9 protein-coding genes are annotated in these 16,690 nt (G+C 73.4%); 5 read left to right on the top strand and 4 right to left on the bottom strand.

All coding sequences use genetic code 11. The features are described from left to right. The first annotated feature begins 24 nt into the window (after positions 1–24). The 3 genes from ACZ6BB_RS23830 to ACZ6BB_RS23820 are packed head-to-tail and all read left to right on the top strand — an operon-like array spanning position 25 to position 3,484. Entirely contained in the window at positions 25–957 is a 933-nt protein-coding gene (locus tag ACZ6BB_RS23830; protein WP_471617343.1) for an ABC transporter permease, read from the top strand. Next, entirely contained in the window at positions 954–1,847 is an 894-nt protein-coding gene (locus ACZ6BB_RS23825; RefSeq protein WP_471617179.1) for an ABC transporter permease, read from the top strand. Before ACZ6BB_RS23830 ends, ACZ6BB_RS23825 begins: the two co-directional genes overlap by 4 nt. Next, positions 1,844–3,484 (top strand): ABC transporter ATP-binding protein, encoded by a 1,641-nt coding sequence (locus tag ACZ6BB_RS23820; protein WP_471617178.1) that lies wholly within the window; start codon positions 1,844–1,846, stop codon positions 3,482–3,484. The genes ACZ6BB_RS23825 and ACZ6BB_RS23820 overlap by 4 nt, the downstream gene beginning before the upstream one ends. A 135-nt stretch (positions 3,485–3,619) precedes the next feature. Here ACZ6BB_RS23820 and ACZ6BB_RS23815 read toward each other — a convergent pair whose 3' ends face one another. Together ACZ6BB_RS23815 and ACZ6BB_RS23810 are read right to left on the bottom strand one after the other, a co-directional pair. Then, a complete protein-coding gene (locus ACZ6BB_RS23815) occupies positions 3,620–7,000 on the bottom strand; it encodes a pyruvate carboxylase (protein ID WP_471617177.1) in 3,381 nt (1,126 codons plus the stop codon). 121 nt (positions 7,001–7,121) lie between these two features. Then, complete coding sequence (locus tag ACZ6BB_RS23810) at positions 7,122–8,774, bottom strand: serine/threonine-protein kinase (protein ID WP_471617176.1); 1,653 nt, start codon at positions 8,772–8,774, stop codon at positions 7,122–7,124. A gap of 601 nt (positions 8,775–9,375) precedes the next feature. On the opposite strand from ACZ6BB_RS23810, the gene ACZ6BB_RS23805 reads away from it, so the two are divergent. After that, positions 9,376–12,588: a family 78 glycoside hydrolase catalytic domain gene (locus ACZ6BB_RS23805; protein ID WP_471617175.1), complete on the top strand. Its 3,213-nt coding sequence runs from the start codon at positions 9,376–9,378 to the stop codon at positions 12,586–12,588. Between the two features lie 157 nt (positions 12,589–12,745). Continuing rightward, positions 12,746–14,599, top strand: a complete 1,854-nt coding sequence (locus tag ACZ6BB_RS23800) for a protein kinase domain-containing protein (RefSeq protein ID WP_471617174.1) — start codon at positions 12,746–12,748, stop codon at positions 14,597–14,599. Positions 14,600–14,635: 36 nt separating this feature from the next. On the opposite strand, the gene ACZ6BB_RS23795 is transcribed toward ACZ6BB_RS23800, so the two are convergent. Together ACZ6BB_RS23795 and ACZ6BB_RS23790 are read right to left on the bottom strand one after the other, a co-directional pair. Next, positions 14,636–15,559 (bottom strand): MurR/RpiR family transcriptional regulator, encoded by a 924-nt coding sequence (locus tag ACZ6BB_RS23795; RefSeq protein WP_471617173.1) that lies wholly within the window; start codon positions 15,557–15,559, stop codon positions 14,636–14,638. 100 nt (positions 15,560–15,659) lie between these two features. Continuing rightward, positions 15,660–16,577 carry an ABC transporter substrate-binding protein gene (locus ACZ6BB_RS23790; protein WP_471617342.1) on the bottom strand — a complete coding sequence of 306 codons (918 nt, stop codon included), beginning with the start codon at positions 16,575–16,577 and terminating at the stop codon, positions 15,660–15,662. Positions 16,578–16,690: the final 113 nt, after the last annotated feature.

Raw genomic sequence — 16,690 nt, 5'->3', positions numbered from 1 at the left:
CGCCCGGCGGCCCTTCTCCCCTTCGTGGCCCGGCGCCTCCTGCTCGGCGCGGCTCAGATCGTGGCCGTCGTGCTGCTGGTCTTCGCGCTCACCGAGGCGTTGCCGGGCGACGCCGCGGTCGCCCTGGCCGGTGACCAGCCCGACCCGGCGCGCGTCGCCGCCATCCGCGAGGCGATGCACCTGGACCGGCCCGTGCACGAGCGGCTGGCCGACTGGGTGCTCGGCCTGCCGCACGGCGACTTCGGGACCTCCCTCACCTCCGGCCGCCCGGTCGGCGGGTACATCGCCGACGGCTTCGGCCCGACCCTGCTGCTCGCCGCGCTCACCGTGGCCCTGCTCGTGCCGATCGGCTTCGGGCTGGGCGTCCTGGCCGCGCGGCAGGAGGGCGGGCCGGTCGACCGTCTGGTCAGCTCCGTGACGCTCGCCGTGTACGCGGTGCCCGAGTTCGCCCTCGGGGTGCTGCTGGTGACCGTGTTCGCGCTGCGGCTCGGCTGGCTGCCGCCGACCGCCGTCGGCTACGGCAGCGACCTGCTCGCCCATCCGGCCGCGCTCGTCCTGCCCGTCCTCGTCCTGCTCTCCCGGCCGGTCTGCTCCCTCGCCCGCCTGGTCCGCGCGGGCATGGTCGACGCTCTCGCCTCCCCGTTCGTCGCGCATGCCCGCCGGTACGGCATCCCGGGCGCGCGCGTCCGCTACGCCCACGCGCTCCCCCACGCGCTCGCCCCCGCCGCCCAGCAACTCGCCCGCACGGTGGACTGGCTGTTGTGCGGCGTCGTGGTGGTGGAGGCCCTCTTCGTCATCCCCGGACTCGGTACCGTCCTCCTCAACGCCGTCGCCGAACGTGATGTCCCCGTCGTCCAGGGACTCGCGGTGGTCTTCGGTGTCCTGACCGTCGTCCTCAACCTGGGCGCCGACGTGGTCGCCCGGCGTCTGGCCCCCCGGGCGGGGGTGGCCGCGTGAGGCGGGGCACCGATCCCGGCGCGGGCGCCGTCGCCCGTGCCCGGGGGCGTGCGGGACGCTTCGCGCTCGGCGTCGCGGTCATCGCCGTTCCCGTTCTCCTGGCCCTCCTGGGACCGGTGTTCGCGGGGGAGCCGGGGGCGCGGGCCACCTCCTTCACGCTCGGCGACGGGCACTGGCTCGGCACGGACTTCGTGGGCCGGGACGTGTGGCAGCAGGTGCTGCACGGCGGCCGGCCGGTCGTGCTGACCGCGCTCGGCGCCGGAGCGCTCGCCTATCTGGTCGCCCTCCCGGTCGGCCTGCTCGCGGCGCTGACGCACCGCCGGTGGCTGGAGGAGCTGCTCATGCGGCCCCTTGACGTGCTGATCTCCGTCCCGTCACTGCTGCTGATCCTGCTGGTGGCGTCCGTGTTCACCCCCGGAGCCGTGGGCCTCGCCCTCCTCGTCGCGCTGGTCAACGTGCCGGACGCCGCCCGCCTCGTGCGCGCCGCCGCCACGGCGGCCGCCGCCCGGCCGGTCGTCGAGGCGCTCCGTCTCCAGGGCGAGACGTGGTGGCGTACCGCCGTGGGTCATGTGGGCCGCAGCATCCTGCGCACCCTCGGAGCGGACGCCGGCACGCGGCTCACCGGCGTCCTGTACCTGGTCGCCACGGCCGCGTTCCTCGGTGTCGGGGTGGCCCCGGACGCCGCCGACTGGGCGGTCATGGTGGACCGCAACCGTACGGGTCTGTTCGTGCAGCCCTGGGCCGTGGTCGTCCCCGCGCTGCTGATCGTCGCGCTGACCACGGGCACGAACCTCCTCTTCGACGCGGCGCTGGAGAACCCGGGTGGGGGCGCCGGGCACCGCGTCCGGGGTGCGGCACGGGTGCGAGTACGGAAGGAACCACGTTCGTGACGCGGTACGACGACGGAACCGGCCGGGCCGCCCCGGCCCCCTTGGCCGAGATCACCGGCCTGCGGGTCGAGGTGGGCGGCCGGGCGATCGTGGACGGGGTGGACCTGCGGGTGCTGCCGGGCCGGATCACCGCACTGGTGGGTGCCTCCGGCAGCGGGAAGACGACCACCGGGCTGGCGCTGCTCGGCGAGTACCCGGCGGGGGCGCGCGTCACCGGCGAGGTCCGTCTCACGACGGAGGGCCCGGTCGGGTACGTGCCCCAGCATCCGGCGGCCGTGCTCAACCCCGCCCGCCGGATCAGCGCCCTGCTCACCGACATCGCCCGCGCCCAGGTACGCCCTCTCCCCCGGCGTGCCCGCCGCACGGCCGCCCGGGAACGTGTACTGCGTGCCCTGGCTCAGGCACAACTCCCGGGCGGGAAAGCTCTGTTGCGGCGCCACCCGCACCAGCTCTCCGGCGGTCAGCAGCAACGGGTGGTCCTCGCCCAGGCCCTCCTGCTCGGGGCCCGGGTCGTCGTCGCCGACGAACCGACCACCGGCCAGGACACGTTGACCAAGCGTCTCGTCGTCGAACAACTGGCGGCTGTCGCGGCGCGCGGCATCGCGGTCGTCCTGCTCAGCCACGACCTCGACGTCGTCCGCGCGCTCGCCGACGAGGTCCACGTCATGCGGGCGGGGCGGGTCGTGGAGTCGGGTCCCACCGCACGGGTGTGGGAGGCGCCCCGGCACGAGTGGACCCGGCAACTCCTGTCCGCGCGACCGTGTTTCCCGGGGACAGGGCCGGCGCCCCGGGCGAGCGAGGGCACCGCCCCGGGCACGGGACCCCACGCCCGGGGCGCACGGACCGCCACCGCGCCCGTCCTGCGGGTCCGCGATCTCACCGCCCGTCACCGCGACGGCTCGCGCGGCACGGCGGTGACCGTGCACGCCGACGAACTCGCCCTGCACGCGGGTGAGTTGCTGGCCGTTGTCGGACGGTCCGGCAGCGGCAAGACCACGCTCGCCCGATGTCTCGCCGGGCTCCACCGGGACCTCGACGGCGAGATCCTCCTCGACGGCACCCCGCTGCCGCGCAGCCTGCGCGATCGCGACCGGCGACAGTTGGCGGCGGTGCAGTACGTCTTCCAGGACGCCCGCGCCGCCTTCGACGAGCACCGGCCGGTACTGCCCCAGATCGCCCGCACGGCGGTCCGGCTGCGCGGGCTGGACGCGGGGGCGGCCGAAGCGGAGGCACTGACGACCGCGGCGCGCCTCGGTCTGCCACCGGAACTGGTGCGCCGTCGCCCCGCCCGGCTCTCGGGCGGGGAACTCCAGCGCGCCGCCCTGGCCCGCGCCCTCCTCGCCCGTCCTCGCGTCCTGCTCTGCGACGAGATCACCTCGGGCCTGGACACCGTCACCCGGCGCGGCATCCTCGATGTCCTCACCGACCTGCTCGGCGACACCGAGCGTGCCGGACCGGCTCTCGTCCTGATCACCCACGACCTGGACACCGCCGCCGTCGCCCACCGCATCGCGGTCATGGACGCCGGGCACCTGGTCGAACAGGGCCCCGCCCACCGGCTCCTCACCGCCCCGCAGCACGCCTTCACGGCTCAACTGGTGTCGACGACGCGATGGTCGGCCGAGGCGGCGCACTGAGGGGAGGGCCCTGACGGTGCGGCGCGCCGGGGCGCCGCCGGGGCGGGCGGGCGCCGTTCCGGTGGGACCGGGCCCCGTCGCAACGACGGGGCCGGGGTCCGGTCGACCGGGACGGTGTCCGCCCTCGCGCGGAGGTCAGACGATCTCGACCAGCAGGTCGCCGCCCTCTACCTGCTGGATCTTGTTGATGGCCAGGCGGGAGACCCGGCCGGCCTTCGAGACGGTGATGGTGGCCTCCATCTTCATCGCCTCGATGGTGGCGACGGTCGCGCCCGCCGCGACCTCGTCGCCCTCGGCGACCGCGAGGGTGACCACCCCGGCGAACGGGGCCGCGACGTGCCCCGGGTCGGAGCGGTCGGCCTTCTCGGTGACGGGGATGTCCGAGGAGGCGGCCTTGTCACGGATCTGGATCGGCCGCAGCTGGCCGTTCAGGGTGGACATCACCGTGCGCATTCCGCGCTCGTCGGCCTCGCCGACGGCTTCCAGGCCGATGAGGAGCCGCACACCGGGCTCCAGGTCGACGGCGTACTCCTTGCCGGGGCCGAGGCCGTAGAAGAAGTCCTTGCTGTCGAGGACGCTGGTGTCGCCGTAGGTCTGGCGGTGGGTCTCGAACTCACGCGTCGGGCCGGGGAACAGCAGCCGGTTGAGGGTGGCGCGGCGGTCCTTCTGCAGCCCCTCACGGTCCTCGGCGTTCAGGTCCTGGACGGGCTTGGCGTCCGCGCGGCCCTGGAGGGCCTTGCTGCGGAACGGCTCGGGCCAGCCGCCGGGCGGGGTGCCCAGCTCGCCGCGCAGGAAGCCGATGACGGAGTCGGGGATGTCGAACCGGTCCGGGGTGGCCTCGAAGTCGGCGGGCGCCACACCGGCGCCGACGAGGTGCAGTGCGAGGTCGCCGACCACCTTGGAGGAGGGGGTGACCTTCACCAGGTGGCCGAGGATGCGGTCCGCGGCGGTGTACATCGCCTCGATGTCCTCGAAGCGGTCGCCGAGACCGAGCGCGACGGCCTGAGTGCGCAGGTTGGAGAGCTGGCCGCCGGGGATCTCGTGGTCGTAGACCCGGCCGGTCGGGGAGGCGAGTCCGGCCTCGAAGGGGGCGTAGATCCGGCGGACGCTCTCCCAGTAGGGCTCCAGGTCGCCGACGGCCTGGAGGTCGAGGCCGGTGGGGCGGTCGGAGTAGTCGGTCGCGGCGACGATCGCCGACAGTGACGGCTGCGAGGTGGTGCCCGCCATGGACGCCACGGCCCCGTCGACGGCGTCGGCACCGGCCTGGATCGCGGCGAGGTAGGTGGCGAGCTGGCCGCCGGCCGTGTCGTGGGTGTGGATGTGCACCGGGAGGTCGAACTCGCGGCGCAGGGCGCTCACCAGCTTGGTGGCGGCCGGGGCGCGCAGCAGGCCCGCCATGTCCTTGACGGCCAGGACGTGGGCGCCCGCCTCGACGATCTGCTCGGCGAGCCGGAGGTAGTAGTCGAGGGTGTAGAGCTGCTCGGCGGGGTCGGAGAGGTCGGAGGTGTAGCAGAGGGCGACCTCGGCGACGGCCGTGCCGGTGGCGCGTACGGCGTCGATGGCGGGCCGCATCTGGCCCACGTCGTTGAGCGCGTCGAAGATCCGGAAGATGTCGATGCCGGTCTCGGTGGCCTCCTGGACGAAGGCGTCGGTCACCTCGGTCGGGTACGGCGTGTAGCCGACGGTGTTGCGGCCGCGCAGCAGCATCTGGAGGCAGATGTTGGGGGCGGCGGCACGGAAAGCGGCCAGGCGCTCCCAGGGGTCCTCGGCGAGGAAGCGCAGGGCGACGTCGTAGGTGGCGCCACCCCAGCACTCCAGGGAGAGCAGCTGCGGGAGGGTCCGGGCGACCACGGGGGCGACGGCGAGCATGTCCTTGGTACGGACCCGGGTGGCGAGCAGCGACTGGTGGGCGTCCCGGAAGGTGGTGTCGGTGACGCCGATGGTCGGCGACTCGCGCAGCCAGCGGGCGAAGCCCTCCGGGCCGAGTTCGACGAGCTTCTGCTTCGAACCGGCCGAGGGCTCGGCCGCGGCGGGCGTGGGCCTCGGCAGCTTGGTCGCCGGGTCGACGAGGTCGGGGCGCGGGCCGTTCGGCTTGTTCACGGTCACGTCGGCCAGATAGGTGAGCAGCTTCGTGCCCCGGTCGGCCGAGTGGTGGGAGGTGAGCAGGTGCGGGCGCTGCTCGATGAACGAGGTGGTGACGTTGCCGGACTGGAAGTCGGGGTCGTCGAGTACGGCCTGCAGGAAGGGGATGTTGGTGGAGACGCCCCGGATGCGGAACTCGGCGACCGCGCGGCGGGCCCGGTTGACGGCGGTGGTGAAGTCCCGGCCCCGGCAGGTCAGCTTGACCAGCATGGAGTCGAAGTGGGCGCTGATCTCCGTACCGGCGTGGGTGGTGCCGCCGTCGAGGCGGATGCCGGAGCCGCCGGGCGAGCGGTAGGCGCTGATGCGGCCGGTGTCGGGACGGAAGCCGTTGGCGGGGTCCTCGGTGGTGATACGGCACTGGAGGGCGGCGCCGCGCAGGGTGACGGTCTCCTGGGAGAGCCCGAGGTCGGCCAGGGTTGCCCCGGCGGCGATCCGCAGCTGGGACTGGACGAGGTCGACGTCGGTGACCTCCTCGGTGACCGTGTGCTCGACCTGGATGCGGGGGTTCATCTCGATGAAGACGTGGTTGCCGTCGCGGTCGAGGAGGAACTCGACGGTGCCCGCGTTGCGGTAGCCGATCTCGCGGGCGAACCGGACGGCATCGGCGCAGATGCGGTCGCGCAGGGCCGGGTCGAGGTTCGGGGCGGGCGCCAGCTCGATGACCTTCTGGTGGCGGCGCTGCACCGAACAGTCGCGTTCGAAGAGGTGGATGACGTCGCCGTGGCCGTCGGCGAGGATCTGCACCTCGATGTGGCGGGGCTCGACGACGGCCTTCTCCAGGAAGACGGTGGGATCGCCGAACGCGGAGGCGGCCTCGCGGGACGCCGCCTCGATGGCGTCGCGCAGCGCGGCGGGGTCCTCGACACGGCGCATGCCGCGTCCGCCGCCGCCGGCGACGGCCTTGACGAACACGGGGAAGCCGATGCCGTCGGCGGCGCGGACCAGTTCGTCGACGTCGGTGGAGGGCTCGGAGGAGCCGAGGACCGGTACGCCGGCGGCGCGGGCGGCTGCCACCGCGCGCGCCTTGTTGCCCGTCAGCTCCAGGATGTGCGCGCTGGGGCCGACGAACGTGATGCCGGCCTCCTCGCACGCCCGGGCCAGTTCAGGGTTCTCGGACAGGAACCCGTAGCCCGGGTAGACGGCGTCGGCGCCCGCCAGGCGGGCGGCGCGCATGATCTCCTCGACGGAGAGATAGGCCCGCACGGGGTGGCCCGGTTCGCCGATCTCGTAGGCCTCGTCGGCCTTGAGCCGGTGCAGCGAGTTGCGATCCTCGTGGGGGAAGACGGCGACCGTCCGCGCGCCCACTTCATAGCCTGCGCGGAACGCGCGGATCGCGATCTCGCCGCGGTTGGCGACCAGTACCTTGCGGAGCATTCCGGATCCCTTCGGCCTGCCTGGTGAGGAACACCATGGTCGCGGCAATGCGGCCGACGTGCCATGAGAGTCCCGTCACTGACAGGTGATCGGAGGTCTGCCGCACGTGACAGGGCCATGGTCAGCTTGTCACCGCGAACTGGCTCCCCGTCTTCTCACCGTCGTCCGTGACCGCCGCGGCCACACAGCGGAAGACCCGCAGGCCCTTGTCCCACTGCGCCGTCGACGGCGGGACGATGTCGATGTTCCACTCCTTCGCGACATCACGGCCGCCTGCGGTCATGGTCGCGGCCATGACCTTCTGCGAGCACAGCGCCTTGACGTCCGGATGCCTGATCAGGTCGCGCGCGTTGTTCGTCGTGCCGTCCTTGGGCAGCGGGGCGATCGCGAAGGTCTCCCACACGTGCTTGGTCTGACAGTCGGCACGGCTGACGGTGACGATGCCGGAGATGTCGACGATGCCGCTCCAGCACTCCGGGGTGGCGACGCACCGGCCGCCCACTGCGGCGATCTCGGTGGCGGGGCAGTTCTCCGCCGTGGTCGCCACCTCGAAGCCCGAGGCCCCCGCGCCCTCGGCGGTGCCTCCGGCGGACGGCGAGGCGGAGGCGGAGGCGGAGGAGCCGCCCGCCCCGGTGCCGGCGCTGTCGTCACTCCCGTACTTCACGACGGTCACCGAGACGCTCACGGAGACGGCCACGGCCGCGAACCCGGCGATCACCACAGGCCGCCGCCGCGCCGCCTTCCGCCCGCCGCCGTCGGGCCCGGGCACCACGGTCGTGCCGCCACCCGGCGGCACGACCCCGTACGGCGGCACGGTCGTGGGCGGGACGCCCTGGTACGGCGGTGCGGTCGTGGGCGTCGCACCCGGGTGCGACGGGACCGTCGTCATGGCGGGCGCCGGGCCGAACGCTCCCCCGCCGCCCTCTCCTCCGCCCCCGCGCAGGTCCACGGTGTCGAGGTCGACCGCGGCGAGGGCGTCGCGGAACGCGCCCGCGTCGGACAGCCGCCCGGCGGGGTCGGCCACGAGGGCGTGCCGGAGCGCCGCGTTGAGGGCGGGCGGCACCCCGGGAAGGTCGGCGTAGGGCCAGGTGTGACGCACGATCAGTTCGGCGAGGCTGAGCTGGGTGCCGTCCTCGGGGTGGTGCGGCGGGCGGCCGCACAGCAGGGCGTGGACGGTCGCGGCCAGGGAGTACACGTCGCCGGCCGGGCTGGGCTCCGCCATGTGGAACGCCTCGGGCGGCGCGTACGCGGGGGTCAACGCCTCCCGGGTCACGGACAGTTCGCGTCCCGGCCGGGGCATGGCGGCGAGGCCGAAGTCGGTGAGGGCGACGCCTCCGTACCGGTTGACCATGACGTTGCCGGGCTTGATGTCGCGGTGCAGCACTCCGGCGGCGTGCGCGGCGGCCACCGCGTCGGCCAGGCCCACGCCGATGTCGCGTGCCTCCTTGACCGGGAACGCGCCCTGCCGGTGCAACCGGTCGCCGAGCGAGCCGCCGGGGCACAGCTCCAGCACCATGTAGGGGCGGTCGTCGGCGAGGACCCCGGCGTCGTACACCGGGACCACGTGGGGGTGGCCGGACAGCTGCCCGGCGGCCGTGACCTCGCGCAGGAAACGTTGCCGGTCGCGTGGTGTGGACAGCACCCGGCTGTCCACCTTCAGCGCGACCTCGCGGCCCACGGCCAGTTGCCGGGCCCGGTAGACCGTGGCGAATCCGCCTCGGCCCAGGACCTCCTGGATCTCGTAACCGGGCAGGTCCGTTCGTTCGGGCCCCATGGTGCCGTACCCCCAGCGCACAGCCCCGGCCAGGACGTCCGACCGAGGTGAGGCGAGACTCTAGCCGAGCCCGGTGACACCGGAACGCCGGGTTCGTCCGCCCGGTCCGGGTTCCGCGGCGGGGCCGGGGGTGAGCAGCGGAGTACGGCAGGACCGCCGCGGAGAGGGCCACCACGAACGCGATGTCGGCGACACCGGCCTGGGTGAGCGCGCTGTGGACACGCGAGGCCCTGCGCGTCGTCGGCCCGTAGGACCCGTAGGACCCGCAACAGCGTTCCCGGGGTGGCGAATTCGCGCAGCGGGGACGGCACGGGTGGCCTCCGGCGTTTCCGGCGAACGTGGCGAAGTGACGGCCACCAGGGGATCGCGTCCTGACCGGCACCGGCACCGGCCCCGGCCGCGCCGCCGCCGTCGTCCTCCCGCCGTTCAGGCCCGGTGGAGCGGTACGCGAGAGCTGGATTAAAACGTTTCATTCCTCAGGAACTCACTTGCGACCCACTATTGACCGGATTCGGCGCGGAACTCTAACCTCCGGGAAATCATATTGAAACCTTTCATGACGCGACCCTCAGCCCCGGCCCCTCGACCGAAGGTATGCACCATGGCGCAGGACTCCTCACGGCGAAGACTCCTCCGGTTCAGCGGCATCGCGGCGGCCTCGGTCGTCCTGTCCGCGCCCCGGACCTTCGCCGGCTCGGGACCGGTGGGGATGGCCGCGGCCGCTGAGGAGGCCCTCGTGCCCACCGGGATGCTCACGGACCTGCTGCCGCGGGCGCTCGGTACGGACGCCGGACGCGCCCCCCGCTTCAGCTGGCAGGTGCCGGACTTCCGCGAGGGCACCGTGCAGCGCGCCTATCAGCTCCAGGTGGCGACCACCCCGAGCGGCTTCGAGGACGACGACCTGCTGCTGTGGGACTCCGGCAAGCGGGACTCCGCCGACTCCACGGCCGTACCGTACGGCGGACCGGCGCTGAAGCCCCGCACGGCCTACTGGTGGCGGGTCAGGAGCTGGAGCAACAAGCGCTCGGCCTGGTCGGAGCCCGTCCTGCTGGCCACGTCGGTCGAGGACGAGTGGGAGGCGAAGCCGGTCTGGGCGCCCGCCGGACCGGTGATGACCGACGGCACCCTCACGGTCCGCGTGAAGATCACCGCCGTGGCGGCCGGGCTGTGGTTCCGGGCCGCGAACACCTCCGACAACTACATGTGGCAGCTGCGCACGGGCACCACCGGAGTGCTGCGCAAGCACGTCTGCGTGAACGGCACGTACACCGTGCTCGGCGAGGTGCGGCTGCCGTTCGCGGTCACCGCCGGGGAGTGGGTGGACCTCCGCGTCACCATGACGGGCGCCACCTTCATCACCACCGTGAACGGCACCGTCGTGGACACCACCACCGACAGCCGCTACGCCTCGGGCAACGTCGGCCTGCGCAACGGCAGCACCGAGTCGCAGACCTACGACCGCGTCACCTTCACGGCCGCCGACGGCACGGTCCTCCTCGACGACGACTTCGCCTCCGACAAGGGCACCTTCGCCACCGGCACGGTCTCCGGCGGCGTCCTCACCTTCCCCACCGGCGCCTCCTCGCTCTCCTCCTACGGCGCCGACGACACCTGGGCGCTGCTGCGCCACGAGTACGACACGAAGGCCGGCAAGGAGACGGCCGCCGCGATCCTGTACGTCGCGGCCACCTCCCCCGACCCGGCCCGGCAGTACGTCGCGAAGGTGTGGAGCAACGGCACGACGGTCGGCTACGCCTCCGTCCGCTCCGGCACCGGCACCGCCTACCAGGCCTTCGACGTGACCTCCACGCTGCGGGCGGACGGGAAGGCCAACGCGCTGGCCGCGCTGTGCTGGACCACCTCGCAGCAGAAGTTCCTGGCCCAGCTGGAGATCACGTACACGGACGGCAGCCGCTCCACCGTCGCCTCCGGGGACCACTGGAAGGCCCGCCGCCAGGCCGGTCTGCTGCCCTCCAAGGGGAGCGCGGGCAGCAGCTACTTCACCGTTCCGCAGGAGTACTGGGACCTGCGCCGGGAGCCGGTGGGCTGGACGCGTCCCGGATTCGACGACGGCGACTGGCTCAAGCCGGCGGTCCGCACCGCGATCGGCGATCTCGTGCCCGCCCTGATCGAGGCGATCCGCCCGCACGACGTCACCCCGGCCTCCGTCACCGAGGTCGCGGACGGCCGCTGGCTGGTCGACCTCGGCCGCGAGATCGTCGGCGGACTGGCCCTGGAGGTCACCGGCGACGCGGGCGACACCGTCGAGGTGCGGCTCGGCGAGGAGCTGAACCCCGACGGCACGGTCAGGTACCAGCTGCGCGCCACCAACACCTACCGCGAGGTGTGGACCCTGCGCGACGGCGAGCAGCGCTTCGAGCACTGGGGCTACCGCGGCTTCCGCTGGGCCGAGCTGCGCACCTCGCTCGACCTGTCGAAGGCGGTGGTCACCGGTCGTGCCTGGAGGCTCGACTGGGACGACGCGCAGGCCACGTTCCGCAGCTCCGACGCCGACCTGGACCGGGTCTGGGAGCTGTGCCGCTACTCCATCGAGGCCACCCGCGGCGACCTCTACACCGACACACCCACCCGTGAGCGCGGCCCGTACGAGGGCGACGCGCTGATCAACCAGCTCTCCGAGTACGGCGTCCAGCGCTCCTACGCCCTCGCCCGCTGGTCGAACGACTACCTGGTCCGCAAGGGCACCTGGCCCACCGAGTACCGGCTGATGTGCGCGATCTCCGCCTGGGAGGACTATCTCGCCACCGGCGACGACCGGCAGCTCGCCAAGGACTACGACCTGCTGACCGCGAAGAACCTCACCTCGTACCTGGACTCCGCGGGGCTGGTCCGCAAGGCGCCCGGCAACACCAGCCAGGACCTCGGCGACCTGGTCGACTGGCCCGCCGCCAGCCGGGACGGCTATGTGTTCACCAACGTCAACACGGTCGTCAACGCCTTCCAGTACGCGGCCTTCGCCGCCCTTGCCGAGTGCGCGGCGGCCCTCGGCAAGGACACGGAGGCGACCGCCCTGCGCGGCCGGGCCGACACCCTCGCCAAGGCGATGCGCACGACCCTCCTCGACAGCGCGGGCGGGCGCTTCCTCGACGGTGTCGGCACCACCCACAGCGCCCAGCACGCGACCGCCTTCCCGGTGGCCCTGGGTGTCGCGGACGGGCTGGACAGGGCGGTGCTGGCGAGGCTGGGCGACACCCTCGCGGCCGGCGGCATGAAGGTCAGCGTGTACGGGGCGCAGTTCCTGCTGGACGCGCTGTTCCGGCTCGGCCGCTCCGACGCCGCCCTCGCACTGCTCACGTCCGCGGCGACCAACTCGTGGCTGCACATGCTGGACGCGCTGAAGGCGACCATCGTCACCGAGGCGTGGGACCCCGCGCTCAAGTCCAACATGACGCTCTCCCACGCGTGGGCCTCCGCACCCGCCAACGCCGTGGCCCGGCACATCCTCGGCGTGCAGGTCGGCGAGCCCGGCGCGGCGGCCTTCCGGATCCGGCCCCGGACCGGTTCGCTGACGGAGGTGGAGGGCACGGTGCCTTCGCTGCGCGGGCCGGTGTCGGTCCAGGTGCGCCGCTCCGCGGACACGCACACCACCCTGGTGACGCTGCCGCCCAACTCCCAGGCCGTGCTGGAGGTCGAGATCGGGGACGCCTCTCCCCAGGCGTACCGGGTGAAGGCGGCCACGCCACACGGGGAGGGAAGCGCGAAGGTCGAGTCGTTCACCGATCTCACGGGCACGGTGCTGCGGATCGGCCTGATCGGTTCGGGGACGACAGAGGTGCGGCGCAAGTCCTCCTGAACAGGCCCCTGAGCAGACCGCCTCACGGCTTTTTCGTGGGCCGGAAGTGACCGATAACCCGGAACGCGAGCCGCCGCTGAGCTAGCCTCAGCATTCTGGGGGCGAACTGACGTACGTCAAAAGTGATTTCGGGGGTGTTGTGTCAGACCAGCGGCCGGTGCCGCCATCATCCACGGCGGACAGGGCTCCGGCGCTGCGGCAGGCGGGTGCCCTGCCGCTGCGCCCCGGCGACCCGGACCGGATCGGTCCCTATGTGCCGCTCGGACTTCTCGGCAGCGGCGGGATGGGGCGCGTCTATCTGGCGCGCCCCACGGACGGCGGGCCCGACCTGGTCGCGGTGAAGGTGATCAGGCCCGAGTACGCGGAGGACGTCCGGTTCCGCCGCCGCTTCGAGCAGGAGGCGGCGGTGCACAGCCGGATCCGCACGCCCCGCATGCCGCGCCTGGCCGGCACGGGCTTCCGGGACGAGATGCTGTGGATGGCCACGGAGTATCTGCCGGGGCTCGACCTGTCGGCCGCCGTGGACGAGGACGGGCCCCTGACGGCTCCCGCCGTGCGGCGGCTGGTGGCGGAGCTGGGGCAGGCTCTCGCCGACCTCTCCGCCGCGGGGATCGTGCACCGGGACCTCAAGCCGTCCAACGTCCTGCTGTCCGCGCAGGGCGCGCACGTCATCGACTTCGGCATCGCGAAGGCCGCCGACGCCAGCGCGATCACCGGCACCGGCAACCGGGTCGGCACACCGGCCTACATGTCACCGGAGTACCTGCGGACCGGCGAGTGCGACACGGCCTCGGACGTGTTCTCCCTGGCCTGCACGCTGGTGTTCGCGACGATCGGCAGAGCCCCGTTCGGCGACGGCACCGGCGTCGACGTCATGCACCGGGTGGCGTTCGAGGAACCCAATCCGGACGTGCTCGCCGAGATCGCGGACGCCGACCCCGGTCTCGCCGCCCTGCTCGCCGCCTGTCTGGCCAAGGAGCCGGGCCGGCGGCCCACGCCCGGGCAACTGATCGAAGCGGCCGCCTCGGACTCGTGGGGCGCCTGGGGTTCCGAAGCGGTCGCGTACGACTTCCCCGAAGCCGAGGGGGCCGGGGCCACGGCCCGGGACACCGGGGCGGACGGACCGTCCGGGACGTTCGAGTGGCCCGAGCCGCTGGCCGGTCGCGTGCTCGCCCGGCAGCGGGCCTGCGAGACCCTGCGCCGTGTCCCCCTCGACCAGCCCGGTCCCCGGCCGGCGGCGAAGGCGGCGGCCGGGGTTGACGCGTCGCCGGGACCGTCCGCCGACGCATCGGCCCAGCCCTTACCTCCGACGGCGCCCGGCGGCCGGGCCCGCCGCAAGCGGGTGCTGATCGGCGCCGCCGGCCTGACCGCCTGCCTGGCGGCGGCCGGGGTCGTGCTCACCCTGCTGAGCCCCTCCACGACCGAGGCCTCGCCGCGCAAGGGGACGACGGACTCCGCCGACGCCCGGCCCGGCGACTCCGTCTCGTTGCCGGCGTCCAAGTCCGCCGACCGGGCGGGCGCCGCCCCCGACGGCGGATCGGGTGCCTCGGAGGTGTCCGACAAGGAGGAGGGAGCCTCGGGCGACGGCGACACCCCGGGCCCCGGCGCGTCCACGTCCGGCTCCGGAAGCGGGAAGGGCGCCGGAAGCGGCTCCGACGACCCCTCGCCCACCGATCCCTCCGTGCCCGACCCGGAAACCAGCGAGCCCTCCGATCCTTCGCCGACCCCGCCCGACGACCCCACCGAACCCGGAAGCCCGGCCTGGCTCACGGACTGCACGTACTACTACGGCAGCGGAGTCACCCGCCCCGGGGACAGCGGCGACCGCGTCCGGCAGGTGCAGTGCATGCTGTCCAAGCGCGGCTACAGCCTCGGACCCGGCGGTGTGAGCGGCGAGTTCGACGCCGGGACGAAGGCCGCGGTGCAGAGCTTCCAGCGGGCCAGGCAGCTGGTGGTCAAGGACGGCACCGTGCGCCCGCGCGTCTGGAAGGCGCTGCGCTCGACGGACTGAGGGGGCGGGACGGCGGGACGGCCGGTGCCGGGCCGCTCAGTCGACGAACAGACCGCGGGCCGCGGCCCGTACGTCGAACTCCTCCAGCTGGGCCTGGGCCGAGGGGAGGGCGTCGCACATCGCCTCCAGCAGGACCTGGCCCAGCAGCATGGGCGCGGCGACGGTGTCGAAGACCAGACCGGTGCCCACGGCGGCGGGGAGCAGCACGTCGCTGTGGGCGGCGACCGGCGCGAAGGTGCCGTCGGCGACGGTCACCACCGTGAGCCCGGCGGCCCGGGCGTGGGCGAGGGCGTCGAGGAGTTCACGCGGATGGCGGGGCAGCGCAAAGCACAGCAGCGCGCTCGCCCCGGCCTGCCGGGCCGCGTCGACACGGTCCCCGAGCAGGGAGCCGCCCTCGTCGAGCAGCCGGACGTCGGGGTGGACCTTCGCCGCGAAGTAGGCGAAGCCGCGGGCCTGCGCGGCGGAGGCTCGCAGGCCGAGCACCGGCAGCGGCCGGGAGGCGGCCAGCAGACGGCCCACGCGCTCCACGGGTGCGGGGTCGGTCAGCAGGGACGCCAGCTGCCGCAGATTGTCGATCTCGGCCTGTACGGCCCGCTGGTAGGGGTTGGCGGGCCGGTCGTCGGGTCCGTGGCCAAGAGACGCGACCGCCCGCAGGTGGGCGCGCAGGGCCGGATAGCCGTCGAAGCCGAGGACCGCCGCGAAACGGGTCACCGACGGCTGGCTGACACCCGCCAGCCGGGCCAGTTCCACGCTCGACAGGAAGGGCGCGTCGGCCGCCTGCCGGACCAGGAAGTGCGCGACGCGGCGCTGGGTCGGGGTGAGCCGGCGCCCTTCGAAGAGCTGCTGCAGCCGCGCGGCGGCGCCGGCTCCCGCGGGTTCGCCGGTGCCGCCGGGTCCGGCGGTGCCGGACGCCTCGGTGCCGCTCGCGCCGCACCGGTCGCTGTCGGCGGCGTCCGTCATCTGGTCTCCCGGCCGGTGGTGTGCGGTCCCCGGCGCCCCTGCTCGGCGCGTACTGCCGGGCAGGGGCGGGGGCGGTCGGTGGGGGTGTGGCCGCGTACCGTCAGCCGACGAGACCCGCGGAGGTCAGCCAGTCCTTGGCGACGGTGTCGGAGTCCTCCTTGTCGTTGCTGAGCCTCTTCATCATCTCCAGCAGGTCCCCGGTGGTGAGCTTGGCGGAGACGGCGTCGAGCGCGTCCTTGGCCTTGTCGTTCACCGCGTCCTTGTAGACCAGGGGCGTGACGTTCTGCGAGGCGAAGAGGTTCTTCGGGTCCTCCAGGACCACCAGTTTGTCCGCGACGATGGCGGGGTCGGTGGTGTACAGGTTGGCGGCCTGCACCTTGCCGTCCTTGAGCAGCTTCACCAGGGTGGTCTGGGCGCCCGCGTCGAGCGGCTGGAACTTGCCGAACTCGACGCCGTACACCTTCTTCAGGCCCACGCCGCCCTGGACGCGGGTCTTGAACTCCGACCCGGCCCCGAGGGTCATGTCCCCGGCGACCGGCTTGAGGTCGGCGAGGGTCTTGAGCTTGTACTTGGCCGCGGTCTCGGCGGTGACCGTCACCGAGTCCTTGTCCTCGGCCGAGGCGGAGTCGAGGATCTCCACCGACGAGGGGAGCTTCTCCTTCAGCTCGGCGTTGATGTCGTCGGTGCTGGTCGCGGTGCTGTTCTTGTCGACCGCCACCGTCAGCAGGGCGCCGTTGTACTCGGGGAGGACGTCGATGCCGCCCTTGACCACCTGGTCGTAGTAGACCTCGCGGGCGCCGATGTCGAACTTCCGGGTCACCTTCAGGCCCTTGTCCTCCAGGGCCTGTGAGTAGATCTCGGCGAGCAGCTGGTTCTCGGGGAAGTTCGCCGAGCCGACGACGATGGTGTTGCCTCCGCCGCCGCTGCCGCCCGCCAGCGGATCGTCGTCGCTGCCGCCACCGCCGCAGGCGGTCAGCGTGAGCGCGGTGATGAGGCCGAACGCGGCGCCTCGGTACATGCCTCGCATGGGTCTTGTCCTCTCTCGGAGCCCGGAAGCTCGGAAAATCAATAAGGCCGGGATCAGGAATCTGTGTGCGGGGTCGGGGTGCGGGTCAGGATGCGGGGTGCGGG

Source organism: Streptomyces sp. NPDC041108, from assembly GCF_055592645.1.
This window is presented reverse-complemented; position numbering and strand designations above follow the sequence as displayed.

What these genes read in the sequence shown, in the direction of transcription:
- ACZ6BB_RS23805 (WP_471617175.1), top strand. Translation starts at nt 9,376, where the DNA reads ATGGCGCAGGACTCCTCACGGCGAAGACTCCTCCGGTTCAGCGGCATC.
- ACZ6BB_RS23810 (WP_471617176.1), bottom strand. Translation starts at nt 8,774, where the DNA reads ATGGGGCCCGAACGAACGGACCTGCCCGGTTACGAGATCCAGGAGGTC.
- ACZ6BB_RS23790 (WP_471617342.1), bottom strand. Translation starts at nt 16,577, where the DNA reads ATGTACCGAGGCGCCGCGTTCGGCCTCATCACCGCGCTCACGCTGACC.
- ACZ6BB_RS23795 (WP_471617173.1), bottom strand. Translation starts at nt 15,559, where the DNA reads ATGACGGACGCCGCCGACAGCGACCGGTGCGGCGCGAGCGGCACCGAG.
- ACZ6BB_RS23815 (WP_471617177.1), bottom strand. Translation starts at nt 7,000, where the DNA reads ATGCTCCGCAAGGTACTGGTCGCCAACCGCGGCGAGATCGCGATCCGC.